This is a genomic window from Flavobacterium geliluteum (genome assembly GCF_017948595.1).
Taxonomy (GTDB): domain Bacteria; phylum Bacteroidota; class Bacteroidia; order Flavobacteriales; family Flavobacteriaceae; genus Flavobacterium; species Flavobacterium flavipigmentatum.
Genome location: NZ_JAGFBV010000015.1, coordinates 13,319 through 37,069 on the forward strand (window position 1 = coordinate 13,319; position 23,751 = coordinate 37,069).

The 23,751-nt window shown below is 33.8% G+C and carries 20 protein-coding genes; 9 read left to right on the forward strand and 11 right to left on the reverse strand.

Annotated elements, in window-relative coordinates; translation table 11 throughout:
• Together J3495_RS10450 and J3495_RS10455 are read left to right on the forward strand one after the other, a co-directional pair.
• Entirely contained in the window at window positions 1-1,053 is a 1,053-nt protein-coding gene (locus J3495_RS10450) for a hypothetical protein (protein ID WP_210666503.1), read from the forward strand.
• Between the two features lie 84 nt (window positions 1,054-1,137).
• Complete coding sequence (locus J3495_RS10455) at window positions 1,138-1,998, forward strand: SdiA-regulated/phytase-like domain-containing protein (protein WP_210666589.1); 861 nt, start codon at window positions 1,138-1,140, stop codon at window positions 1,996-1,998.
• Window positions 1,999-2,101: 103 nt separating this feature from the next.
• Here J3495_RS10455 and J3495_RS10460 read toward each other — a convergent pair whose 3' ends face one another.
• Window positions 2,102-5,836, reverse strand: a complete 3,735-nt coding sequence (locus tag J3495_RS10460) for a metallophosphoesterase (protein WP_210666504.1) — start codon at window positions 5,834-5,836, stop codon at window positions 2,102-2,104.
• A 26-nt stretch (window positions 5,837-5,862) separates the two neighbouring features.
• Between J3495_RS10460 and J3495_RS10465 the strand changes: the two genes are divergently transcribed.
• Window positions 5,863-7,038, forward strand: a complete 1,176-nt coding sequence (locus tag J3495_RS10465) for a Pycsar system effector family protein (protein ID WP_210666505.1) — start codon at window positions 5,863-5,865, stop codon at window positions 7,036-7,038.
• Between the two features lie 16 nt (window positions 7,039-7,054).
• On the opposite strand, the gene J3495_RS10470 is transcribed toward J3495_RS10465, so the two are convergent.
• The 8 genes from J3495_RS10470 to J3495_RS10505 all read right to left on the reverse strand — a co-directional run bounded on the left by J3495_RS10470 (window position 7,055) and on the right by J3495_RS10505 (window position 14,937).
• Window positions 7,055-9,421 carry a GAF domain-containing protein gene (locus tag J3495_RS10470; protein ID WP_210666506.1) on the reverse strand — a complete coding sequence of 789 codons (2,367 nt, stop codon included), beginning with the start codon at window positions 9,419-9,421 and terminating at the stop codon, window positions 7,055-7,057.
• A gap of 175 nt (window positions 9,422-9,596) precedes the next feature.
• On the reverse strand, window positions 9,597-10,655 hold the full coding sequence (locus tag J3495_RS10475) for a nucleoid-associated protein (protein WP_210666507.1): 1,059 nt from the start codon (window positions 10,653-10,655) through the stop codon (window positions 9,597-9,599).
• 44 nt (window positions 10,656-10,699) lie between these two features.
• A complete protein-coding gene (locus tag J3495_RS10480) occupies window positions 10,700-11,059 on the reverse strand; it encodes a four helix bundle protein (RefSeq protein WP_210666508.1) in 360 nt (119 codons plus the stop codon).
• A gap of 98 nt (window positions 11,060-11,157) precedes the next feature.
• Window positions 11,158-11,697: an IS1096 element passenger TnpR family protein gene (locus tag J3495_RS10485; RefSeq protein ID WP_210666509.1), complete on the reverse strand. Its 540-nt coding sequence runs from the start codon at window positions 11,695-11,697 to the stop codon at window positions 11,158-11,160.
• Window positions 11,698-11,829: 132 nt separating this feature from the next.
• On the reverse strand, window positions 11,830-12,432 hold the full coding sequence (locus J3495_RS10490; protein WP_210666510.1) for an HPP family protein: 603 nt from the start codon (window positions 12,430-12,432) through the stop codon (window positions 11,830-11,832).
• 87 nt (window positions 12,433-12,519) lie between these two features.
• Window positions 12,520-13,797, reverse strand: coding sequence for a chloride channel protein (locus J3495_RS10495; RefSeq protein WP_210666511.1), 1,278 nt, complete (start codon window positions 13,795-13,797; stop codon window positions 12,520-12,522).
• 178 nt (window positions 13,798-13,975) lie between these two features.
• Complete coding sequence (gene gloA2 / locus J3495_RS10500; RefSeq protein WP_210666512.1) at window positions 13,976-14,365, reverse strand: SMU1112c/YaeR family gloxylase I-like metalloprotein; 390 nt, start codon at window positions 14,363-14,365, stop codon at window positions 13,976-13,978.
• 17 nt (window positions 14,366-14,382) lie between these two features.
• Window positions 14,383-14,937, reverse strand: a complete 555-nt coding sequence (locus J3495_RS10505; RefSeq protein WP_210666513.1) for a sugar O-acetyltransferase — start codon at window positions 14,935-14,937, stop codon at window positions 14,383-14,385.
• A gap of 126 nt (window positions 14,938-15,063) precedes the next feature.
• On the opposite strand from J3495_RS10505, the gene J3495_RS10510 reads away from it, so the two are divergent.
• The 6 genes from J3495_RS10510 to J3495_RS10535 all read left to right on the forward strand — a co-directional run bounded on the left by J3495_RS10510 (window position 15,064) and on the right by J3495_RS10535 (window position 21,143).
• Window positions 15,064-17,229, forward strand: a complete 2,166-nt coding sequence (locus J3495_RS10510; protein WP_210666514.1) for a TonB-dependent receptor — start codon at window positions 15,064-15,066, stop codon at window positions 17,227-17,229.
• Window positions 17,230-17,466: 237 nt separating this feature from the next.
• A complete protein-coding gene (locus tag J3495_RS10515) occupies window positions 17,467-18,090 on the forward strand; it encodes a hypothetical protein (RefSeq protein WP_210666515.1) in 624 nt (207 codons plus the stop codon).
• Between the two features lie 19 nt (window positions 18,091-18,109).
• A complete protein-coding gene (locus tag J3495_RS10520) occupies window positions 18,110-19,468 on the forward strand; it encodes a histidine kinase (RefSeq protein WP_210666516.1) in 1,359 nt (452 codons plus the stop codon).
• 2 nt (window positions 19,469-19,470) lie between these two features.
• Complete coding sequence (locus J3495_RS10525) at window positions 19,471-19,776, forward strand: 2TM domain-containing protein (protein ID WP_210666517.1); 306 nt, start codon at window positions 19,471-19,473, stop codon at window positions 19,774-19,776.
• 16 nt (window positions 19,777-19,792) lie between these two features.
• Window positions 19,793-20,161, forward strand: coding sequence for a 2TM domain-containing protein (locus J3495_RS10530; RefSeq protein ID WP_210666518.1), 369 nt, complete (start codon window positions 19,793-19,795; stop codon window positions 20,159-20,161).
• Between the two features lie 220 nt (window positions 20,162-20,381).
• On the forward strand, window positions 20,382-21,143 hold the full coding sequence (locus tag J3495_RS10535) for a LytR/AlgR family response regulator transcription factor (protein ID WP_210666519.1): 762 nt from the start codon (window positions 20,382-20,384) through the stop codon (window positions 21,141-21,143).
• Here the strand turns inward: J3495_RS10535 and J3495_RS10540 are convergent.
• Together J3495_RS10540 and J3495_RS10545 are read right to left on the reverse strand one after the other, a co-directional pair.
• Window positions 21,124-22,149 (reverse strand): COX15/CtaA family protein, encoded by a 1,026-nt coding sequence (locus J3495_RS10540; protein WP_210666520.1) that lies wholly within the window; start codon window positions 22,147-22,149, stop codon window positions 21,124-21,126. The two genes, J3495_RS10535 and J3495_RS10540, sit on opposite strands and share 20 nt — an antisense overlap.
• A 94-nt stretch (window positions 22,150-22,243) precedes the next feature.
• Window positions 22,244-23,677: a CCA tRNA nucleotidyltransferase gene (locus J3495_RS10545; RefSeq protein WP_210666521.1), complete on the reverse strand. Its 1,434-nt coding sequence runs from the start codon at window positions 23,675-23,677 to the stop codon at window positions 22,244-22,246.
• Window positions 23,678-23,751 lie beyond the last annotated feature (74 nt).

The window sequence follows — 23,751 nt, forward strand, 5'->3', positions numbered from 1 at the left end:
ATGAGCGAGCCGTTGATGGTTTTAAAAAAACCTTCTTACCCTTTGATGCAACCCCTTTTGAGTTATTTAGAACGATACGAACGTATTTCAAAAGTTTCTGTTTTTTATGATGATTTATTGCGTTTTACAGGTTCTGTAAACGTGTACGATAAGTATGAAAGTGATACGTTGTGGATTCGTGTGTATTATAGCGAGTTTGAACGAAATGAGATTGACCTAAATCTAAAAAAAATTTATTCGTTACTGCATTCGGACGGAAATAACGAAATTATTCAGTTTCTAAATGTGGATGCGATTGATTATTGTACGTTTGGAAATTCTAAACCTTTCCGAATTAAAGTTCGAAATATTCTCAACGATAATTATGTGCATTTTTACATCAAAAAGGCAGATGCTTCACGTATTTACGGACTCGAATTGGAAGATATTCTGTCTCCGGACAAAATCAATTTTTTGGTTTATAAAGACACTTTAATCGAGGAGCATATTATCGGAATTCCAGGTGATGTTTTTATGGATACTTTGCTAGACACGTGTACTGAAACCGAAAAATCTCAGATTGCAAAAGAGTTTGTAAAATTCAACGAACGCTGTATGATCAGGCTTTTGGGAGATATGCGTGCGTATAATTATGTAATTGTCCCTATTCATGATTTTGATCAGGTGGTTTATAAAATTCGGCCCATAGATTTTGATCAGCAATGTTATGAAGGGAATTTTAAAGTATATCGACCACAGTTTTTCAAAGAAAATTATCCAATGATTCAACTAATTAAGGATAAATTAGAAGAAAGATCGATCATTCAATATAAAGATGAGGAACGTGCTATTTTAGCAAAACGTATTCACTCGGCCGAGAACAGAATCAAAAAGTTACTGAATATCATGTGTCACGATACGATTTCGACAGAAGAAAATCTTAGTCAGCTAAAAATGGAATTATACCGCTATACTAATGATATGAAGTTTAAAAATGCAAAGTCTATGGGACATGTTATGTTTGCTGCTTTTGAATTTATTACACGTAACTTTAAAAACACCCATTTAATTTAATTTTTGCCTCGAATTAACACAGCTTAAATGAATTTTTGAGTCATTCATATCATTTTAATTTGTGTTTAAATAAAAAATAGTATGATGAAAAAATCAATTTTGTTCAGTTTTTCAGTTATTTTACTTGCTTGTCAGCAAAAAGATTCCAGCGATTTAAAAGCGCTTTATCCCCTTCCTAAAAAATTAAAAGAAGTTTCCGGAATTACTTATTTCCCAGAGACAAATCTAATTTATACTCTGGAAGACAGCGGAAATGCCAATGAAATCTATGCTATAAATGCAGAAGGAAAATTAGATAAAAAAATTGCAATTACCAATGCGACAAATGTAGATTGGGAAGATATTACCAAAGACAAAGACGAAAATATTTACATTGGAGATTTTGGGAACAATGATAATGAGCGTCAGGATTTATGTATTTACAAAGTGAATAAAAACCAGTTAAATTCAGAAAACGCTACAGCCGAATATAAAGTTTTGTTTTCTTATCCCGAACAAAAAGAATTTCCGCCAAAGAAAAAAGAATTATTTTTTGATGTCGAAGGCTTTTTTGAATACCAAAACTACTTTTATTTATTTACAAAAAACAGAAGCAAAAACTTTGATGGAACAGCTTTTATCTACAAGATTCCAAATGCAACCGGAACGCAAAAAGCGGTAAAAATTGGAGAGTTTAAAACATGTAACAACTACAATCATTGTGTATTGACAAGTGCTACAATAAGTCCAGACGGAAAAAAAGTAGCTTTACTAAGCCACGATAAAATTGTGTTGTTTGAAAATTTCCCTGGCGATTTATTTCATAAAGGAACTCAGAAAGAGATCCAGCTGAATCATTTTTCTCAAAAAGAAGCCATTGTTTTTAAAGACAATTTTACATTGTTAATTGCCGACGAAAAAACAAATAAAGTAGGAGGTAAGGTGTATGAGTTTATTTTACGATAGGTTAAATGTTAAATGTAAAATGTAAAAAGTGAGATGTGATTTGTTATTTAACATTTTACATCTCACTTTTTTTATAGCTCGATCTGTCTAAATTTTAGTATTCCTAAAAACTAAATGCTGCTGCAAAAATAACTCTTCCAACTTCTTCAGGCGCTTTAAAATAAGAGATTCTCGCTGTCAAAACGTTGATAGCATTCAGCCAGAGGCCTCCTCCAAAATCCTGATGCCATTTTTTAGAATTATCTCCGTCTATCCAGATTCTTCCGTAGTCGAAACCACCTAAAACGCCGTAAGTCAGGGGAGCAATGGTACGCTGGATTTTACCAATGCTAAAACGCAAATCGCTACTTTGAGAAAAATACGAACTGCCTAAAAATCGTTCGTTTCTATAGCCGCGCAAATTAGTATCGCCACCCAAAGAGGCTCCGTGGTAAAATTCGTAATTGTTGTTTAAAACTGTTTTTCCTTTAAAAGCTGTCGCTAAAACTAGCTTTCCGTTATGATCTATTTTATGTGTAAAACTTAAAAGACTTTCTAAAGTTGGAAAATTTTGTTTGGTATTTTCCAGATTTACCAGCCAGGTTGCAGACATCATAAAACCAATTCCTAAAGTAGGTTTTGATGCAAAGTCGGCATTTTTAAAGCCATATTTTACTTTTGCACCACCATATAACTGACTTTCAAAGACCGTTGGATTTATGATATTCGGCAGATCAATATAGCGGTCTTTGGTCTCCTCAACTCTCATTTGTTGCAATAAAGGCTGAAGGCTAAATTCGCTTCCGTAACGACCAACATGCCTGATGGCCGCTGCGATATTAAATTTCTGAATACGGACCCTGTTGTAATCCATTCCAAATTCATCATCATTATTTTGTGTTTCATTTCCATAACCAAAATAATTCATGGCAAAGTTTGGAGTGGTGTATTGCGATTCAACATCAATAATCCATTTTCCTAATAATCCCGGAAAATGTGCTGCATAATTAAATTCCATACCTCCTGTTGCAAAATAATAGAAACCGTTTAAAACATGTCGTTGTGTGTACGGATTCTGCTTAAAATTATTAACCGTATAATTTAAATTAATGCCTACTTTTATCCCGTCATCTGGGTTAAACCCAATGTTGGGTAGCCCCGAGACTACATTATATTTCGGTTTTTGATAATTATACAAGTTAACCTCGTAATCATCGGTCAATTGTGTTTGAGTTTTGCTATCTAAATTATAAGTGTTCTCTTTTGATTTAAAATCATAAACAATCACTTTTCTACCATTTTCGATCGCGTAAGTATCGTTGTTCTGACCGCCAATTAAACGAATTTTTATTTTCGATTTTTCTTTCCCAACGACTTCAAAAACATCATTGTCATCCAAACCATAAATCCATAAATTTTTGGTTTTTGCATCCGTAACGTTTTTAGTGTAAACTAATTCGTTACCTTCTTTTTTAATTCTGAATACTTGAATTTCAAGGCTTTTTTTAGCATTGTGATGAATGACAAATTTGTCTTTTTTGTCTGTTCCTGCTATCATTACCGTGTGGCTTAAAACACCAAAATATTCTGAAGCATATTTTTGAAGTTCTTTTTTTCTGTTTTTTAATTTTTGTTTGATATCAGCAGCTGTTTGATCCTGTACTTCCTTCGGCATGTTTTTAAAAGCATTATCGATATCTGCATCAGACAAGTTGTCCTGAATAAATTGTGCCTGAGCCAACCAGTCTTTTTCTTCTGCCGTCTTCAAAAAAGCCAAATCCAATGGATAAGGTTCTCTGTTGAGCCATTTTACATTGTCAATTTTATTTTTGAAAGTACGCATGTGACGCAATGCCGGAATATTCATCAATATCGACAGTAATGTTCCGTCATATTTTGTAAAAGCCTGATCGCGATCACGAGGAATCGGGCGGTAAATTATTTTATCCCCTTTTTTATGCTCGGCCCAGCGCCATTGGTCAGAATGCCTGTCCCAATCGCCAATAAGCATATCAAATAAACGTGCTTTTATATATTCTTTTTCATCCACTTCATATTTTTCGTCCTTATGAAGATTTTTCATCATATCATCAGTACTAATAATATCGCTTGGATGTCCAAAATTTTTGGCATCCAGATGATTGTCGGCTGGTCTTTCTTCCACCATGTACAATGCATCTCCAAAATTCGAATTAAACTCTTTTAATCCATCTTGTTTCGGAATGTAATACAATACAGGATTAGTATGCGGTAGACCTAATTGATCTGCCATACTGCCAATTACAAATGGAGCATAAGGATGCGAAGTTGTGTAAAAATCAAGTAAGAAATTTTCAGCGTATGTTTTTTCAAAATCATTTACAACATATTGATCTTTAAAAGCAACAGATTGTAAAAATGCAGTGGCACTTTTTTTCATTCCCCTCATCACATATTCTCTTCCTTTAGGATCAGACATACGAAGTGAAATAGATTGATGTCCGCCGCCTTCGCGAATGGGTTTCAACCCTCCCATTAAGGTGTCTATTGTGGCTGTTTTGGCACTAATGGGTAAACTATAATATTTTCTATAATGATTTCCGAACAAAAATTTATGAAAAAGACTTTTCTTCGTCATATCGGTAGTGTAAATTGAGGTCGTTGTAGTTTTCTGAAAAGTATTAGAACCTGCTGGAGACCAATTAAATTCTTTCGCTTTTATGATTTCATGTTCAAAAAGCAACTTTTCTTTGTTGTTAGTATTGCCGAAAAAAGACACTTTTGCATCTCCGCTCTTAAAAAGCACTAGCATTGCATAACCATTTCCACCGTATGAAAAATCGTTGGGATTGATGGCTCTAGCAGCTTCAGATTTTGAGCCGGCACCACTAATAATTTGTTTAATGTTTTCGCTGTTGATATACTGTAGATTGTGGTCATGACCCGAGACGACAATGACATTTTTCTGGCCTTGCAATAGGGTTTTAATTCTTTTGGCGTAAATTGTATATTGCTTGTTTTGAAGGTCTTGCGGATTAATTCCGGATGTCTTTCGTAACAAATTTATAAATGAGCCAATAATAGGAAGCGGTATCTTTTTTTCAAAAGGGAATAATTGTTTTTCTAAAGAATATTGTCCTCCGTGAGATCCGTTACTCAGGATAGGATGATGAATAGCGACAACGACTGTTTTTTCCTGATTTTTGTTTAAAATATTTTCCAGCTGATCAAAAAAATCTTCTCGTGTCTTTATGTCACAATTGTCATTTATGGTCGGATGGTTGTCCCAATCTTCCAGAAACCATTCGCTGTCAATAGTAACCAGAGCGGTGGTGCTATCAATTTTTACATCTTCTATTGGGCAACTTTTTCTGGGCAAAAAAGCTTTTTTATTGTTCAGGTAGTTAGAGACAAATTCGGCTTGAAGTTCTAAACCTTTAATGCCGCTGTACCAGTCGTGATTGCCCGGAATAAAAATCGTCTTTCCTCTGAAACCTTTGGTAAGTTGCAGCTGATTGGTGAGTTTTGTCTCTGCAAAAGCCTTCTCTGTTGCGTTATTATTGCTGGGAAACCCTTTCGGATAAATATTATCACCCAGAAATAAAAGAGTGGCATTTTTACCGGATTTTTTTAGTCTTTGATGGAGTAATTCTAATGTTTGCTGTGCCTTTTCTTCATCAGCATTTCCGGCATCTCCAACCAGGTATATAGTTTGTGCAATTTTTATCGTATCGGTTGCGTTTTCGGTATTGTCGGCTGTAACATTTTTTCCGTATTGTACTTTGTGAGTAGCACAGGAAGCGACAAGCAAAATGAGAGAAACAAACGCTAAATAGGTGTTAAGTTTATTATTTAAATGATAATCCAAAAACAATTTCATAATTTCGTGGTATAAAAATATTCTTTATGAATCTGATAGACCAAGCCGAAGATTTCGTGAGTAATTTACTCAAAGATAAACTTTCTAATTTATATTCTTACCATAATTTTAATCATACTTTGACTGTAGTAAATGCGGTAAAAGAACTTTGTAAAAAAGAAGAGGTCGTAGACGATGAAAAAATAGCACTCTTAGTAGCTGCTTGGTTTCACGATACAGGTTACATTCAAGGATATGAAAATCATGAGAGTGAGAGTGTAAAAATTGCTGCTGCTTTTTTAAAAGAGCACGGTAAATCGGATGATTTTATCGCGATTGTTTCTAATTTGATTCTTGCTACCGAAAAAGAATATGTTCCTAAAACGCAATTAGAAAAAATAATTAAAGACGCAGATTATGCTCACATAATGGGTTCTGAATATGGAACGACTTGTGAGTTATTGCGCTATGAACTAAAAAATATCTGGAATATTTCATTTTCTAATTCTGAATGGGCCGCAGAAAATTTAGAATTTTTATTAAAAAAACATCGATTTTATACGGATTATGCGCAACGAAAATGGCAGCCTCTGAAGGAAAAAAACTTAATTGCACTTCAAAAAAAGATAGACAAACAAAAATTAAAAGAGTCGATAGCAATAGAGAATGATAATAAAAAGGATAAAGCAGAAAAACCGGATCGCGGGATCGATACTTTATTTCGTGTAACACTTGGAAATCACACGCGATTAAGCGGAATTGCAGATAGTAAAGCCAATATTTTATTGTCTGTAAATGCCATTATTATTTCAATTGCACTTTCGACTATTATTCCAAAATTAGATAGTCCTAAAAATGCACATTTGGTCATTCCTACTTTTATAATGTTGATTTCGAGCGTCACGACGATTATTTTTGCTATTCTTTCTACACGACCAAAAGTAACATCGGGTATTTTTACCCGAAAAGACGTAGAAGATAAAAAAGTAAATTTGATGTTTTTTGGAAATTTTTACAAAATGCCACTACAGGAATATGATTGGGCCATGAACGAAATGATGAAAGACCGTGATTATTTGTATTCGACGATGATTAAAGATTTGTACTACCTCGGACTCGTTTTGCAACGTAAATACAACTTATTGCGTATTGCTTACAATCTTTTTATGGTCGGATTGATTGTGACTGTGATCTCGTTTGTAATCGCTTTTAAAAATATTTAAAAAGCTCAATTAAAAATTAATTGAGCTCGTCTAGTAAGTCTTGATAGGTTATTTTTTTGGCAGTGCTCGGCGTGTTGTTAATTACTTTTACACGAATGGCTCTTAATCCTGAAACACCTTGCAAATCTTCCACTTCAAATTGTTCGATGGCAGGTTCGAGAATTTTTTTGTGCTGCAAATATTTGATGTATTTTAAATATTCTGCTTCTTCGCTGTTCTGAGAATATACAATTGTGATTTTTTCTTTCTCAGTAATACGTTCTTTTGAGCCTTTAATATTGGCTTTGTCGATACGTTTTTTTACGACTTCGTATCTGGCATTGTAAGTTCCATCAACGTCAAAACGCTTTTCATCCATTCTAAAACGAATAGAAAGAGGCTGACTAAAGACCAAAATTAGCGAAGTCACATCCAGTTCATACGGCAAAGAGGCTTTAAGTTGGTGGTGCTCCAGCTCCATTTCGCATAATGTTTGTAATTGCCACAAGCGTAAATTGTGCAAATACATGATGTCAAAAGGTTTTGTTGGCGCAATCGAAGACCCAATATATAAATTATGCTCAACACCATCCGTTTTAAAACGTTCGTAATAATGCGGATAAATTTGCTGCGCATCGAGTTGTTTTTTGTCCAGAACAGTTGCCAGCTTTTTATTAATAATAGACATCGCATTATCAAATTTCTTTCTTTCCTGATAAAAAAGACCTGTTTTTTCGTCTAAACTTTTAAAATACAATTGCTCTAATTCTTCGTTTTGAGCATTGTCTTTGGTATTTTTTAAAATAGGATGAATTTCATCTTCGATATAATGCTGAATATGCTGCTCTGTATCTGCTTTAAGCGGATGATCTAATTCATCTCGAAGCGATTCAAGTTCAAATTTGCGTTGTTCCAAAAGTACTAAATTGCTGTTAGGTTTTTGATTTTCAAAAATTTCTAAAAGCATCGTCAATTGGTTTTTTAAATCTTTTTTTACCGTTTCATTACGATGTTCAGACGAACCTTTTATATCAATCTGGCCGTATAAAGGAAATACATTTTTAAATACAATTTCTTTAAAAATATAATCTTTGGTAGGATGGGTATTTTGAAAATAATTTTGTGATTCTTTCTTAAACTTCCAATAAACACTCGGGTGGATCGTTGTATATTCACGCTGAATAATAGCCTCGATCTGATGTTGCATATCAGTGTTGTAACGATCAATAGTATCCGTTAGATAAGGCAAAACCAGTTCGAGTTTGGTAGCATTTACACTGTTTAAATCTCTGGAATTTTCAGAAACTAATTCTACAATTCCTAACAAATTTCCCTCTTTTATGATAGGTGCAAAAACACAGCTTTGAATATTTTGCTGCAATAAATGTTCACCTAGTTTCTTGTTTTCTGATTTTTGTATGAATTTTTTAACATTCGAAATTACAAATGGTTCTTTGTTTGTGAGCAAATTTTCAAAAGAACATCCAAAAAAAGCATTGCTGCAATCTATTTCCTGATCTGCAGAAAGTAAAAAACTCTGAATTTGATTGTCAAATTTAATGGGTCTTATAAATTTATCTTCCTCCGAATTGTAAATAATGAAACCTACTTTTAATGCTGGAATTTTAAAAATAGATCTAAAAATATTGGCGATCACATCATTAGAAGCAACGGTTTTGGAATCGGGTTTTAGCAAATTACTTTTTAAATTCGAAATCGCACTTTCTGTAGTGGCATCAAATAAAGTTACAATTCCAAAGCCTTTGAGGATCCAGCTTCCTACCGGAAATTTAGATTTCCATAAATCGATGTCGGTATAATTGTCTATCAGTAAATCAAGGTCGTCCTGAGTAAGATTAATAGCGTTTTCAGAAGGAATAATTTCAATAAAATCGGCATTATATAAAATCCTGTAATGTTTTATAACGCCATTTTCATCCGGAATATCATAAAAAAAAGGTTTATTAAAATCGATCTTTTGATTGTAATAACTTGCCAGAATCAAACAGCAATTGTTGATATAAAATTGGTGATCGTCAAAATCACGAATTTCCATGTCAAACTCGGTACCCGCATTATTGAGTATTTTTTTGAAGCGTTCGCTAAAATTGAATGTTAAATTCTGAAAAGGAATCGTAACGGCTTTTATTTCGTTGTTTGTCAATGCTGTCGGAAATAAGTCTGACAGTAAATGTTTTATGAGTGTTTCATTTTTTTGAATGAAATCGTAGTCCTCTATTCCAGTTCTAAATTCTGGTAATGGGGCTATCTGTTGCAGCACAGCCTTCGCGTAGTTGGAACGATAGTCTACATCGGATAAAGCAATTTCTTCAAAAGATTCAATTAATTTATGAAAAGAAATAATTGTTTTGAAGGGACTTTCGTTGTACAAATGAGTATTCATCTGAATTTTATTTAGAATACAAAATTAAGCATAAATTAAGAATTGATCATTATTTTACTATTTCTTTCGCTTATGCAATGATAAATTTTTATGTTGACCAATAAAAAAACGGCAATTACGAAGGTAGTTGCCGTTTTTTGTTTGTAATAAGTAAGTAGTAGAAAATGAATGACTCTTAGCTTTTTTCTTCTTTATTGAAATAAACTAAGTAGTAATACATTTGTTTTTCTTCATCCCAGCCTTTTTCGACAAATTTTTCTGCACTTTCGGGATTGATAAAATCCATTTTAATCTGAATGTGAGTATCCAGATTTATTACGTTTTTAATCGATTTTCTAGCGTCAGAAACTGCTGCATTTGCAATTGGGAATGAGGTGATGTCTTCGATGCTGTATTTTTCTCCTTTATCTACCTTATAGTTTTTAAATTCTGGGATAAGATCAGGATTGTCCAGTACTTCGTTTAAGAAATTTTGCTCTTCAAACTGGTCATTTTTTGCAAAATAATTCACAGAGCGATTCATAAACATGACTTCTTCTTTTTTGTCTTCTGCAGGCAGAACTACATCTTTTGCAAAATTCTGGCAGAATTTTAAATATTTTTTGGTAATAAAATTTTCATCTTCAAAAGCATCAACAGACAAAAAGTGCTCTAACCAATAACGCGCATCATAACGGTTGCTGTCAACAGTCAGGATTTTATAACCTTCTTCTTTTTTGTAGTTAAAAATCAAACATCCTTTGTCTAATTTGCTCAGGTTGATACCTTGCTGCAAAATCATTTCAAGGTTACTGTTCTTTTCTTCAAATTGTAAAAAGTCAGATTGTAATTCGCTTTTAAAAATTCCAATAGCATCCACCACATTATTATCGATGCTTAAATTGGTTAGATACGTTACATAAACCTCTCCGTTTTTAATGTGCGGATGGTTGGATTGCTCATATAAATGTGTGGTAATATTTTTAGAAACCTCAAGTAATTTGCTCGGATTGTCAAAGATTTCAGTTGCATATTTAAACATGTCATTGTAATCCAAATCGACTTCGTGTGCAAACTGAAAATAATTTTCTTCTTTCTCTCTAAAAGGCTTAAAAAAATACTCTTTTATTAGCGGAACAATTTCATCATTTAAGTTGAAAGTTTGTTCTGATAAAAAAATAGCTTCGTTTCTGCTTTTGTTTCCTACGCGGTGTATCGCAAGCGTCTCGATGTGGGTGTTGAAAAGGTTTATCATTTTTTAAAGTTGCTGAGGTTCTGAGTTACTAAGGTTCTGAGTTTTTAGTTTCTGTTTTTTAATTTATTAATAAAAGACACTAACATTCTTTCTACTTCGCGACTATCCTCATATAAATTGTTAAATTCTTCTTCGTTAAGGTAGGTTATATTTTTAGCAATTTCTAATTGAGTTTGCATTTCAAATAATGAACCAATTGAAATATTTAAAAAGCGTAAAAAATCTTTATCACTTTGTCGTCCATAGCCTTCAGCGATGTTGCTTGGAATTGAAATGGAACTTCGTCTAATTTGTGAAGTTAGTCCAAAGATTTCTTCTTTTGGAAAATTATTGGTAGAATAATAAATTTTTGTAATCAAGCTCATCGATTTTTGCCAGATAAGTAAATTTCTAAAATTGCTCATTTTCTTATATTTAATTTTAAAAATTAAATATAAGAAAAAACCTTCAAAATATAAAACTTATAAACTTAGTTTCTTAGCAACTCAGAGCCTCAAAAAAACTAATTCCAATTCTCCTCAAACCCAAAATCTTCAAAGCTGTCGTCGCCTTCAAACATGTCTAGATCGTCTTCGTCAAGGTCATCTTCAAATTCGCCGTAGATATCGTCGTGCATATCGGCTTCAAAGTTTTTTTCGATCGCTTCGTCAGGCATTTCTCCATGAGAGAATAAAGTTTCTGGATAAGGAGCTCCCGCAATTTGATCTTCTATAGCAGCCAATTCAACCAAAAAGGTCCACATATTGATAAAATCATATACATAGATAATTTTGGTATTTTGTTCGTCTAAGATGTCTGATAGTTTATAATCGCTCATGGTTTTTTGTTCTCCGGGTATGTCACCAGTATCAAAAAGTGCTATTTCATCTTCCTGATTCCAAGTTTCATCACAGGTATAAAACGAAGCTACTTCCATCCCGTCAAAACCAAAAGCATTGAAGATTGCGTTGTGTAAATCTTCAAGAGTATCATCTTCAAGAATTGCAATGTCTCTAAAAATATCTTCTTCGGCGTCTAGAATTACTCTAAATTTATAAACCATAATCTTTGTTTTTATTGAAAGGTCAAAGGTAAAATATAAAAAACGAATTATGAATTAGGATTTAAGATTTGTTGAAAAGATTTTATTAAGCTCCTACAAGGGTTTAAAAATCTTGCAGGAACAAGCGACACATTATGATTTGCTTCTCAATCTCTTTCTAATCTTATGATACTGTTTTCGGTACAGACCATGACTTGGATAAGTTCTGCTCGAAGTCATATTGTTAAAAATCAAAGCGGTAATTAGCAAGATAAGTACACCCACCAAAACTGGAGAAAGCACGTACATATATCCCAAAGCTTTTATTTTTTCTGAGCCAATAATAGCGATCAGTGCTGTAGCACCTCCGGGAGGATGGAGTGTTTTGGTAATCTGCATGAAGATAATAGCCAACGAAACCGCTAGCGGAGCGGCAATCCAGATGATATCGGGAGCCAATTTCTGAACCGTAACTCCTATAAAAGCAGACACAAGATGACCGCCAACTAAGTTTCTGGGCTGCGAAAACGGACTCTGGATTATTCCGTATACCAGAACACTTGAGGCTCCAAAAGAACCAATCAGATAAACCGCATCATGTCCCGAAAATTGTATAGATTGAATGTAAGCCAAAACTCCAATTCCGACAAACGATCCTATAAAAGACCAAAAATGCTCTTTGTAATCAACTAAAGTTTCTTTGTAAAGAATGTAACGGGTTTTGCGATATCCTCTCTTTATTTTTTGAATTGGCATAAATTCTAACTATTTGTTTTGGTGTTTTTGTTACAGATTTAAAGGATTGAAAATTTGTATGAATCTCTGAAATCTGTGGCAAGAATATTATTTTATTAAGCTAGGGGCGTAACTATAAACAGTGTAGGGATAAATTGTTTTTGCAGTGTATTTAGATATCAGGCAGACTACTAAAATCGGTAAAAACAAAGTATAATGGTTTATAAGTCCGCAAACTAAAAATAGGGCAGTAAATGGCGCATGTATGCTGGCACTTAAAACTGCCGCCATTCCGATAATCATAAAGTTTATCGGAATTACATTTACATGAAAAAAGGTATTCAAGGCAGAAGCCAATAATAATCCTAAAAAAGCACCAATAAATAGACTAGGAGCAAAAACACCTCCATCGCCTCCAGAAGCCAGTGTAATTGAAGTTACGATTGGTTTTAGAATCAAAATCCCGATAAAAGTCAGTGTCAAAGTTACCGTTAACGGCATTTCAGAAGTACTGAAAATTACTTTTATCGCATGATAACCTTCTCCGTATAATTGAGGAAAAATAAATAATGAAATACTCAAAATGGCTGAACCTAGTAAAATTTTATAATAATGAACTTCTATTTTTTGAAATTGGGCTTTAAAAAACAAGACGCAACGCGTTAAATAAACCGAATTGATTCCGGCCAAAATTCCTAAAACAATAAAATAAGGTATGGCTTTTAGATGCCAAGTCGTAATTGAGATCGTAAACAAAGGTGCCTCTTTTAAAATTGAAAGTAAACCAAAAGCAACTAAAACCGAAATTACATTTGAAATTACAAATGCACGAGTGACTTTTCGGGAGATAACTTCAAGAGCAAATAAAATACCTGCAATCGGGCTGCTAAATAAAGCGGTAACTCCAGCAGCAACTCCAGCACAAATTAATTCGGTTTTATACTTGCGAAATATATTTTCTTTTTGCTGTGCCACAGAACCAATTGTAGCGGTGGCGACTACTGTAGACACTTCGATTCCTGTTGAACCTCCAAAAATAACCGTTAATAATCCATTTATAAAGTGAGATGGAATTTTATAAGAAGGTAAATTTTTAGATCCAGTTCTTGTACTTTCAAAAACTTCTTTGATGCCTTTGTTTTCTTTTTTCTTAAACAAATACTGTCTTAAAAAGTAAATAACAGATAATCCGAAAACTGGAAAAATAATAAAAAATACAGGATGTAATGACGCTTTGTGAAAGAAGATTTCCTCGTAATATTCTGTAATTTTTTTAAGTGAAATTCCTAAAAAGGCAGATAAAAAACCAATTAAAACAGAAACAATTACTAATTTTTGAAAAAGGATAAATTGATAATTTTTTTTGATTCGAGCTGTTTTGTTCATCAGAAGTAAAATTTTGAATCGCAGAATTTTATGCGATTTTACAAAATTAGAGAATCAAATTGGGTTTTTAATAAAAACGCTTTGCATATTGTGTTAAAGTTGGTAAAAAAGAAAAATCGTTTGCTTTTATTGCGTTGATATTTGTCTGTAACGATAAGAAGTTTTCACAATACTTTAATTATCGCTCATAAAACTCAATTGGCAAAGCATCAGGGTCGGCGATAAAAGTGAATCGCTTCTGGGTGATTTGATCAATTCTAATAGGTTCCGACTCGATGTTTTTTGTATTTAAAAAAGCAATAGTTTCATCCAAATTTAATACTTCAAAAGCCAAATGTCGCAAACCAACTGCCTCTGGTTGTGAAGGTCGTTTTGGCGGATTTGGGAACGAAAATAATTCGACAATGTAATGACCATTCAAAGCCAGATCAAGTTTGTAAGATTGGCGTTCTTCGCGGTAGATTTCTTTAATAATTGACAATCCTAATACTTCGGTATAAAAAAGTTTAGATTTTTGATAATCCGAACAAAGAATTGCAATATGATGTATTTTAGTTAATGAAAGCATTATTTATTTGGAGATTTTTAATTTAATTTTCGAATAATTTTTGCTGGGTTTCCAACGGCCAAAGAATAATCGGGAATGTTTTTTGTTACTACAGAACCGGCTCCAACCACACATCCTTTTCCGATGGTTACGCCCGGACAGATAACAGAATTTCCGCCAATCCAGCAATCGTCTCCGATAGATACAGGCAGCGCATTTTCGAGTGTTTTTCTTAATTCAGCGTCAAGCGGATGAGTTGCCGTGTAAATTTGAACATTTGGCGCAATAAACACATTTGAACCAATAGTGACTGGAGCACAATCCAAAACCACACAATTTACATTAAAATAAACATTGTCACCACAAATAATATTGTACCCGTAATCGCAATGAAAAGGAGGTTCTATGTAAAAACTCTTGCCGGTATTAGGAATTAATTCGGCTAAAATTTCTTTCGCTTTTTTCGTTAGGCGATATTCAGTAACATTCAAACGATGTAATAAATTTTTGGCTCTTCGGCGCTCTTTTACCAAAACTGGATCGCCGGCTGCATAGTATTCTCCGGCAATCATCTTCTCTTTTTCAGTTCTCATATACAACTTATGTTTAGAGTAAAAGTAGCTTAAAAACAATTCATCCCCAAATTTCAACAATTGGGTTATTTAATATTTTTTAACTTGAATCGTTAAAATACATTTGCCTCATCAAAACCAAATGTTATGAAAACCAAATTACTTTTTGCAATAGCTTTTTTATTTATTGGCTCACTTATTTTTGCCCAAAACACCATTTCCGGAAAAGTGGTATACGAAAAAGGGAAACCTGTTCCGGGAGCTAATATTTATATCGATGGAACTTATGATGGCGCCACCAGCTCTGAAACCGGAGATTTTTCTTTTGAAACGACCGCAACCGGAAATCAATTTTTAGTAGTAAGTTTTTTAATTTATGATACTTTTAGAAAAGAAATTGATGTTACCAATTTTAAAGAGCAGACAGTAAAACTGCGAGAAAATGTAAACGCACTAGATGCTGTTGTCATCACCGCAGGAACATTAGAATCTGGAGATAAAGCCAGAGTTTCGGTATTAAAACCTCTTGATATTGTAACCACTGCAGGTTCTGCCGGAAATATTATTGCGGCGCTCCAGACTTTGCCTGGAACGCAAACAGTGGGCGAAGATGGCCGTTTGTTTGTTCGTGGAGGTGAAGCCAGCGAAACGCAAACTTTCGTCGATGGTATTCGTGTTGCACAGCCTTACGGAGCTACTACAAATAATTTGCCAACTCGTGGTCGATTTTCTCCTTTTTTGTTTAGCGGAATCGCTTTTTCAACGGGAGGATATTCTGCAGAATATGGCGAAGCTTTGTCAAGTGTTTTGCTGTTGAACACCCAAGACGAACCCGACCAAAATAAAACAGAAATAGCTCTGATGACAGTTGGTTTAGGACTTGGAAATACTCAAAAGTGGAATAAAAGTTCTTTAAGCGTCAATACGGCTTACATCAATTTAGCGCCTTATCAAGCTGCTATTCCTCAAAATGTCGATTGGAATAATCCGTATCAATCTTTATCGGGTGAAACGGTATATCGTTATCATTTTGTAAACGGAATTTTTAAATTATATGCGGCTTTTGACTCCGAAAAATTCGATTTGAATCAACAGAATATCAATTTTATTGATCCTATTAGGACTAATTTAAATAATAATAATTTTTATTTGAATGCTTCGTACAAAGGCACAATCGGAACGGGATGGCAATTAACAACAGGAATGAGTTACGGCTACAATAACGGCAAAGTAAAACTGAATAGCAGCGACATTAACAGTGACGAGAATGCGGCTCAGTTAAAAATAAAACTAAGAAAAAATGTTTCAGATCATTTTAAATTGTCTTTTGGTGCCGATTATTTTATTACAAAATTCAATGAAAATTTTAATGATAATACTTCCATTAACGTGGCAAATGGTTACGATTCTAATATTGCAGCTTTTTACACAGAAGGAGATATTTTATTTTCGAAAAATTTTGCAGCCAAAGTAGGTTTTAGACTTTCAAATAATAGTTTGCTCGACGAAACGGCTATTGCACCACGAGCTTCTCTAGCTTATAAAGTTTCAAAAAGTAGCCAGTTTTCTTTTGCTTACGGAGATTTTACCCAAACTCCTGTGGTTGATTATATTAAATATTCTAGATTTCATGAATTCGAAAGCGAAAAAGCAAGACATTATATCCTGAATTATCAGTTTACTAAACCAGGACAAACTTTTAGAGCCGAAGCTTATTTTAAAGATTATAGCAATTTGGTGCAATACGATACGAGAGATATTCAGTACAATTCGAATTTTAATAATAATGGTTCGGGGTATGCAAAAGGATTGGATTTGTTTTGGAGAGACAGCAATTTATACAAAAATTTAGAATATTGGATTTCGTACTCCTATATCGATTCGGAGCGCGAGTATAAAAATTTTCCAACGATGGCTACACCTAGTTTTATTGCCAATCATAATTTGTCTGTTGTTACGAAATATTTTATCACCGATTGGAAATCGCAAATTGGTTTTACAAATAGTTTTAGCACTGGAAGACCTTATAACAATCCAAACGAAGCACAATTTATGAACGGAAAAACAAAAGCGTATAATAGTTTGAGTTTTAATTGGGCGTATTTATTAACCACTCAAAAAATACTGTATTTCTCGATTTCAAATGTATTAGGAACTCAAAATGTTTTTGGCTACGATTATGCCAAAACACCAGATGCAACAGGGTTTTACAACAGACAAGCCGTTGTGCCAACTGCCGATAGATTTTTCTTCGTAGGTTTCTTCTGGACCATCAGCCAGAATAAAAATGATAATCAGTTGAAGAATTTATAAGCTCCTAAGTGACTTAGGACCTGAGTCTATAAGGTAAAGCCTTAGGTTCTTAGCAGCTTAGTAGCTCAGAACCTTAAAAGAAACAATTCAGTCACAAAATTCGACAACTCGGTAGTATTTAATTTTAAAACAATAAAAACCAACCTACTTTTGAAGTATAAAATAACAGCGTTTTAATCATCAGTAAAACTTAGAACACTAAAAATAAAATTTAACAACCTTTAAAAAAAAGAAATCATGACCAAAATTATCACCGTAATTACATTATTTATTTGCAGTTTAATCTCTGCACAAACACAATTTGAACAAGGAATGGGTAAAGCTTTCGGACTTTGGAAAGAAGGAAAAAATTCAGAAGCTTCTGCAATGTTTGAAAGAATCGCTGCCGCTGAAAAAACAAGTTGGTATCCTAATTACTATGTAGCTTTAGTAAATACAACCGGCGCTTTCTCAGAAAAAGACAAAACAAAAATAGAGTTGATGTTGACAAAAGCACAAGATGCTCTGGATGTTGAAATGATTAAGGATCAAAAAAACGCCGAATTGTTTGTGCTTCAGGCGCTAATTTATACCGCGTGGGTAGTTGCAGATCCTATGACAAACGGAATGAAATATTCGTCTAAAGTGATGGAAGCTTATGCAAAGGCAAAGGCTATAGACCCAAATAATCCAAGAGCTGTTTTTGGAGAAGCAGATTATCAGTTAGGCGGTGCAAAATGGACAGGAGTTGATACAAAGCCTCTTTGTGCTGAGGTGGATAAAGCTGTTGAACTTTTTGCTACTTTTAAGCCAGAAACAGCTTTTTCTCCAAAATGGGGATTAGAAAGAGCTTTGGAAGCTCAAAAGGGGTGTAAAAAATAATATTTGAAAGAACATTACAATGAAAAATCATAGCAATACATTTACAGATTTAAAAGGAGGAGCCATCGTTTGTTTTAAGATTTCTATGATTTTTACTGTAATATTCTCTGCCTTTTTGGGCGCAGATTTGAGTATAAAAAATGTTTTAATCACATTCTCTTTAAGTTGTCTTTATTCTTTTGGTTTAGGATTTGGCAACGGTTTCATCAACTTGTTCTTGGATAAAAAATGGGATTGGCTGGATCAAACAAATCTCAGGGTTTATTATGGCATTCTGGTTACTGTTTTGTACACAATTCCTGCTGTTTTAGGAATCAATTACATCATTTTTGTGATTTTGCAAAAAATGCCGATCAACCAGTTTTTTACAGAAAGAATGATTTGGGTACATCTGTTTTACATTATTTTATCATTGGGTGTTTCTACGTTTATGCAGGCCAGAAGCTTTATGGTAAAATGGAAGCAGGCTTCTAAATTTGAAGTGACACAACAAAAGATAATCGCAGGAACAGCAAATGCTAAATTTGAAAGCTTAAAAAACCAAATTGACCCGCATTTTCTTTTTAACAGCTTGAATGTTTTAAGTTCTTTGATCGAAGAAAATCCCGAGAATGCACAACGTTTTACAACTTCCTTGTCTAAAATTTACCGTTATGTTTTAGAACAAAAAGACAAAGAACTGGTTTCGGTCGAAGACGAATTGTCTTTTGCAAAAACCTATATGAATTTGCTGAAAATGCGTTTTGAGAATAGTTTGTTTTATGAGTTACCGACGGGAGATATAAATGATGATGCAAAAGTGGTTCCGCTGTCGTTGCAGCTTTTGTTGGAGAACACGGTAAAACACAATGTGGTGAGCGAGCAAAGACCATTGCACATAAGAATTTTTATTGACGGCGATTATTTAGCCATCCAAAATGATTTTCAGAAAAAAGAAGTTTTACAAGACAGGCAAGGGGTGGGACTGCAGAATATCGTAAATCGATACGGAATTGTCACCAATAGAAAAGTCTTAATTGAACAAAATGAACAAAATTTTACAGTTAAAATTCCAATTTTAACCAAACAAATAACAGTTATGGAAACAAATGCAGATTATAATGATGAAAGTAAAGCTTATTTTAGAGCAAAAAAAAGAGTAGAAGAAATAAAAGGATTTTATGCAAATCTTATTTCATACTGCTGTGTAATCCCGATCTTGGTTTTTATCAACCTAACGTATTCTCCTAAATTTCAATGGTTTTGGTTTTCGGCTTTAGGCTGGGGATTTGGAGTCGTAATGCATGCCTTCAAAGTGTATGGTTACAGCTCTGATTGGGAGGAGCGAAAAATTAGAGAAATTTTAGAAAGAGAAAATAATAAACAAACCTGGAAATAATCATGGAAATTAATTATAGCGAAGAGGATAAATATTACAGAGCGAAGAAAAAAGTCGAAAATATTAAAGGATTTTATGGAAATCTAACCTCATTTATATTTGTAAATATATTTTTAATCGGAATCAATTTGTACACTTCACCAAACCATTTATGGTTTTACTGGCCCTTGATGTGGTGGGGCATCGGAGTGGTATTTCATGGATTGAAAGTTTTTGAAGTTTTTCCCGCTTTTGGGAAAGATTGGGAAGAGAAAAAAATCAAAGAATTAATGGAAAGAGAGAAGGAAAACAAAGGAAAATGGCAATAATTTAAATTTAAAAAAAATGGGTAGATTTAGAAAGTATATGTTCGAAAGTGAAGCTGACAGAGAATTAATTTCGGATGAACATTACAATATGGCGTATAAAAAAGTAAAAAGAATTAAAGGATTTTATTCGCATTTAAGAATTTATTTAATCATTAATGTGCTGCTGATTATTTCGAACTTGAGCAGAAATTTTATAGGATCAGGATTCAACGAAGAGCGATTATTTGAGTGGCATACCTATTCTACCGCATTATTTTGGGGAATCGGTTTGCTGGCACACGCATTATCGGTGTATGGTCGCGATATCTTTTTTAGCGATGCATGGGAAGAAAGAAAAATCAAGGAAATTATGGATAAAAAATCGGCAAATACCAAATGGCAGTAATTTGGTTTAAATTTTAATCCGTTGGCTTTTGAAAAAAGAGTATTGCTTTTGCAGTATATAAATTAAGAATTCATTTCGTTAAAAATTTAAATTATAGATTTTAGTGAGATGAATTCGTGCCGTTTTAAGTTTTGTTATTTCTTTCTTTTTTTAATTGATAAAAAGCATATTTTTGATTCATTTTTATATTTAAAACCAAAATAAACCGACCTTTTTAAGCATGAAAACATTGATCATAGAAGATGAGAAACCCGCAGCAAGATTACTACAACGGAAGTTAGAGAAGCTAAATATTGTGGTAGAAACCATGTTGCATTCTGTTGAAGAATCGGTAGATTGGTTTACGAAAAACGAACATCCAGATTTGATATTTTTAGATATTCAGCTGTCTGATGGTTTATCTTTTGAAATTTTTGAAAAAATTGACATCAAAAGTGCCATTATTTTTACGACAGCTTATGACGAGTATGCACTGAAAGCTTTTAAATTAAATAGCATCGATTATCTCTTGAAGCCAATTGATGAGGATGATCTGGAAGTAGCTGTTATTAAATTTAAAGAACGTTTACATAAGGTAGATTCGACAAATCTTCAGCTTGATTTTGAGCAGATAAGAAAAATGTTGTCCAATCCTTTTGAGAAAAATTATAAAAAAAGATTTACGGTTAAGATTGGACAACATTTGAAGGTGATCACAACAGATGAAATCGAGTGTTTTTTTAGCGAAAATAAAGGGACTTACATCCATACTTTCGACAATAGAAACTATCTTATTGACTCTACTTTAGAGATTCTTGAGCAAGAATTAGACATGAAAGACTTCTTTCGCGTAAGCAGAAAATTTATCATTCCGCTTCCAGCGATAAAAGAAATACAGGCGTATACCAATTCTCGTCTTAAAGTAATTTTACCTACTTACAAAGAGGATGAGGTGATTGTGAGTCGCGAAAAAGTACAGGATTTTAAGAGTTGGCTGGGATAGGTTTTTTTGCTTCCAAAATCATATAAAACTGAATTCCGAACAAGATAGAGGCTATTATCAAGTGTATTGCTTGACTTCCAACAGGGAAATCAAAATAGGCCATAGCTATTCCGGTTATAATCTCAAATCCGATTAAGAGTAGCACCCATTTTGTTTTTGAAAAACCTAAGCCGAGCTTTGTATTCCTCACATACAAATAGATGTTTGTAAGTAAGACCACTATAGAGAAGGAGCGGTGAACGTAAAAAATAACCGATGGATTTTGCAACCATAAAATGCTTTCAGTTAAACCATTTTTTATCTGCTCGTCTACAAATTGACGTACTTGTGTACCAATTGCAATCTGAATCAAAGTCAATAGAAGCGAAAATAATAATACATTTTTAAAATTGGTATTGTATCGTACCGCAGCTAATTTGGGTCTTGCCAATTGAATAATGTACAAAATAACCGCTACGATTACCAAAGCCATAATCATGTGAACTGTTATTTTGATCGGATTCAATACCGAATAAACCACTTTTGCCCCTAGCCAGGCCTGAAAACCCATCATGACAACAACAAGCCATGAAAGCAAAGTGATTTTTTTATTTTTATTCCAAAATTTAAATGAAGCAACTGCCATTATAAAGCAAGCAATTCCAGCCAGAGCACCAAACAATCTGTTGATATATTCGATCCAGGTATGCAATGGATTAAAAATAGCATAATCATGTTTAGTATATTTTTCCCAGTGAGACGCATCAAAACTTGTTTGGGTTGTAAAGTTATCCTTGGCAACCAAAAGTGTTTCATCTTTGATAATTACCTGACCTTTTTCGAAAACACGATTTGGCGCCCAAGTCAATTCTTTTAAATCGGTTGGAGGAATGTAATATCCAAAACATTTTGGCCAGTCCGGACAGCCCATTCCGGAACCTGTCATACGAACCAAAGCTCCAGCAACAATAACTAAATAAACTAAAACTAATGCTGTTTTTGCGATTGTAGGGAAATATTTTTTCATTTTTTTTGAGTGAATAAGTTTCTGAGGTTCTAATTTTACAACACTTCAATTGAAACAATAATATTTTAAATGATCTAGATTTTTGTTACTTTAATTACTCAGTAACTTTTTTCAGCCCTAATTTTTCTGCTCTTTTTTGCATAAAAGCAAAAGCTGCATCATATTCATTAGGGATTTCACCTTCCAGAATGGCTTCCTTAATTGCCTCTTTTAAGATTCCGATTTCTCGAGAAGGTTTTAAATTGTAATATTCCATGATTTCTTCGCCCGAAATAGGTGGCTGAAAATTACGTACATGGTCGCGTTCTTCAACTTCGACAATTTTTTTGCGAACTATTTCGAAATTTTTATGGTATTTTTTGAATTTGCCTGGGTTTTTGGTCGTGATATCTGCTTCGCAAAGTGTCATCAAATTTTCTACATCTTCGCCAGCATCAAAAACCAAACGACGAACCGCACTATCTGTCACGATATCTTGCGCCAAAACAATTGGTCGTGAACTCATGATGACCATTTTTTGCACAAATTTCATTTTATGATTCAAAGGCATGTGCAGGCGCTCGAATATTTTTTTGGCCATTTTTCCGCCTAAAAACTCGTGTCCGTGAAAAGTCCAGCCTTGTTTTTTATTAAAACGTTTTGTGGGCGCTTTTCCAATATCGTGCAACAAAGCCGACCATCGCAACCAAACATCATCTGTATTTGGGCAAATATTATCGACCACTTCAAGCGTGTGATAAAAGTTGTTTTTGTGGGTGTGACCTTCAATTTCTTCTACCTGATTTAAAGCGGTTAGTTCGGGCAAAATTATATCTAAAAGTCCGGTTTGGTACAAGAGCAAGAAACCTACAGAAGGTTTATCTGTAGACAGAATTTTGTTCAGCTCGTCTACGATGCGTTCGCCAGAAATAATTTTTATTCTTTCTGCATTTTGTGTAATAGCATCAAGAGATTTTTTTTCGATCTCAAAACCCAATTGATTCGCAAAACGAATTGCGCGTAACATACGCAGTGGGTCATCAGAGTAAGTGATGTTTGGGTCTAATGGCGTTTTGATCGTTTTGTTTTCTAAATCTGCCAGACCATCAAAAGGATCAGAGAGCTCGCCAAAAGTTTTTTCATTCAATGATAAAGCCAGCGCATTGATGGTAAAATCACGACGATTTTGATCGTCTTCCAGCGTTCCGTTTTCTACAATTGGATTTCGGCTCTCAAAATTATAAGACTCTTTTCGTGCTCCGACAAACTCAATGTCAGTATCTTCAAAACGCAACATGGCAGTGCCGTAAGTTTTAAAAACTTGTACTTTAGGTTTTTTTGGAAGTAGTTCAGAGACTTTTAAGGCCAATTCGATACCGCTTCCAACGGCAACCACATCAATATCTTTTTTACTGCCTCGGTTCAAAAGCAAATCTCTTACAAAACCGCCAATTACGTAGCTGTCTACGTTGAGTTCCTGAGATGCTTTCGAAATGATTCCGAAAATTTTATGATGTAAAGCTGTTTTGTAATTTGCTGGTATCGCCACGAATTTACTAATTTTAAAAATTACTTTTCTGTCTCGAATGAGATTGAAATGTATGCAAATTTACAACATAGATT

Excerpts from the sequence above, each read along its gene's own strand:
- J3495_RS10540 (WP_210666520.1), bottom strand. The coding sequence starts at position 22,149 with ATGAAAAAATATTTCCCTACAATCGCAAAAACAGCATTAGTTTTAGTT.
- J3495_RS10475 (WP_210666507.1), bottom strand. The coding sequence starts at position 10,655 with ATGATAAACCTTTTCAACACCCACATCGAGACGCTTGCGATACACCGC.
- J3495_RS10495 (WP_210666511.1), bottom strand. The coding sequence starts at position 13,797 with ATGAACAAAACAGCTCGAATCAAAAAAAATTATCAATTTATCCTTTTT.
- J3495_RS10455 (WP_210666589.1), top strand. The coding sequence starts at position 1,138 with ATGAAAAAATCAATTTTGTTCAGTTTTTCAGTTATTTTACTTGCTTGT.
- J3495_RS10530 (WP_210666518.1), top strand. The coding sequence starts at position 19,793 with ATGGGTAGATTTAGAAAGTATATGTTCGAAAGTGAAGCTGACAGAGAA.
- J3495_RS10450 (WP_210666503.1), top strand. The coding sequence starts at position 1 with ATGAGCGAGCCGTTGATGGTTTTAAAAAAACCTTCTTACCCTTTGATG.
- J3495_RS10535 (WP_210666519.1), top strand. The coding sequence starts at position 20,382 with ATGAAAACATTGATCATAGAAGATGAGAAACCCGCAGCAAGATTACTA.
- J3495_RS10515 (WP_210666515.1), top strand. The coding sequence starts at position 17,467 with ATGACCAAAATTATCACCGTAATTACATTATTTATTTGCAGTTTAATC.
- J3495_RS10485 (WP_210666509.1), bottom strand. The coding sequence starts at position 11,697 with ATGGTTTATAAATTTAGAGTAATTCTAGACGCCGAAGAAGATATTTTT.
- J3495_RS10465 (WP_210666505.1), top strand. The coding sequence starts at position 5,863 with ATGAATCTGATAGACCAAGCCGAAGATTTCGTGAGTAATTTACTCAAA.
- J3495_RS10505 (WP_210666513.1), bottom strand. The coding sequence starts at position 14,937 with ATGAGAACTGAAAAAGAGAAGATGATTGCCGGAGAATACTATGCAGCC.
- J3495_RS10520 (WP_210666516.1), top strand. The coding sequence starts at position 18,110 with ATGAAAAATCATAGCAATACATTTACAGATTTAAAAGGAGGAGCCATC.
- J3495_RS10525 (WP_210666517.1), top strand. The coding sequence starts at position 19,471 with ATGGAAATTAATTATAGCGAAGAGGATAAATATTACAGAGCGAAGAAA.
- J3495_RS10470 (WP_210666506.1), bottom strand. The coding sequence starts at position 9,421 with ATGAATACTCATTTGTACAACGAAAGTCCCTTCAAAACAATTATTTCT.
- J3495_RS10510 (WP_210666514.1), top strand. The coding sequence starts at position 15,064 with ATGAAAACCAAATTACTTTTTGCAATAGCTTTTTTATTTATTGGCTCA.
- J3495_RS10480 (WP_210666508.1), bottom strand. The coding sequence starts at position 11,059 with ATGAGCAATTTTAGAAATTTACTTATCTGGCAAAAATCGATGAGCTTG.
- gloA2 (WP_210666512.1), bottom strand. The coding sequence starts at position 14,365 with ATGCTTTCATTAACTAAAATACATCATATTGCAATTCTTTGTTCGGAT.
- J3495_RS10490 (WP_210666510.1), bottom strand. The coding sequence starts at position 12,432 with ATGCCAATTCAAAAAATAAAGAGAGGATATCGCAAAACCCGTTACATT.
- J3495_RS10460 (WP_210666504.1), bottom strand. The coding sequence starts at position 5,836 with ATGAAATTGTTTTTGGATTATCATTTAAATAATAAACTTAACACCTAT.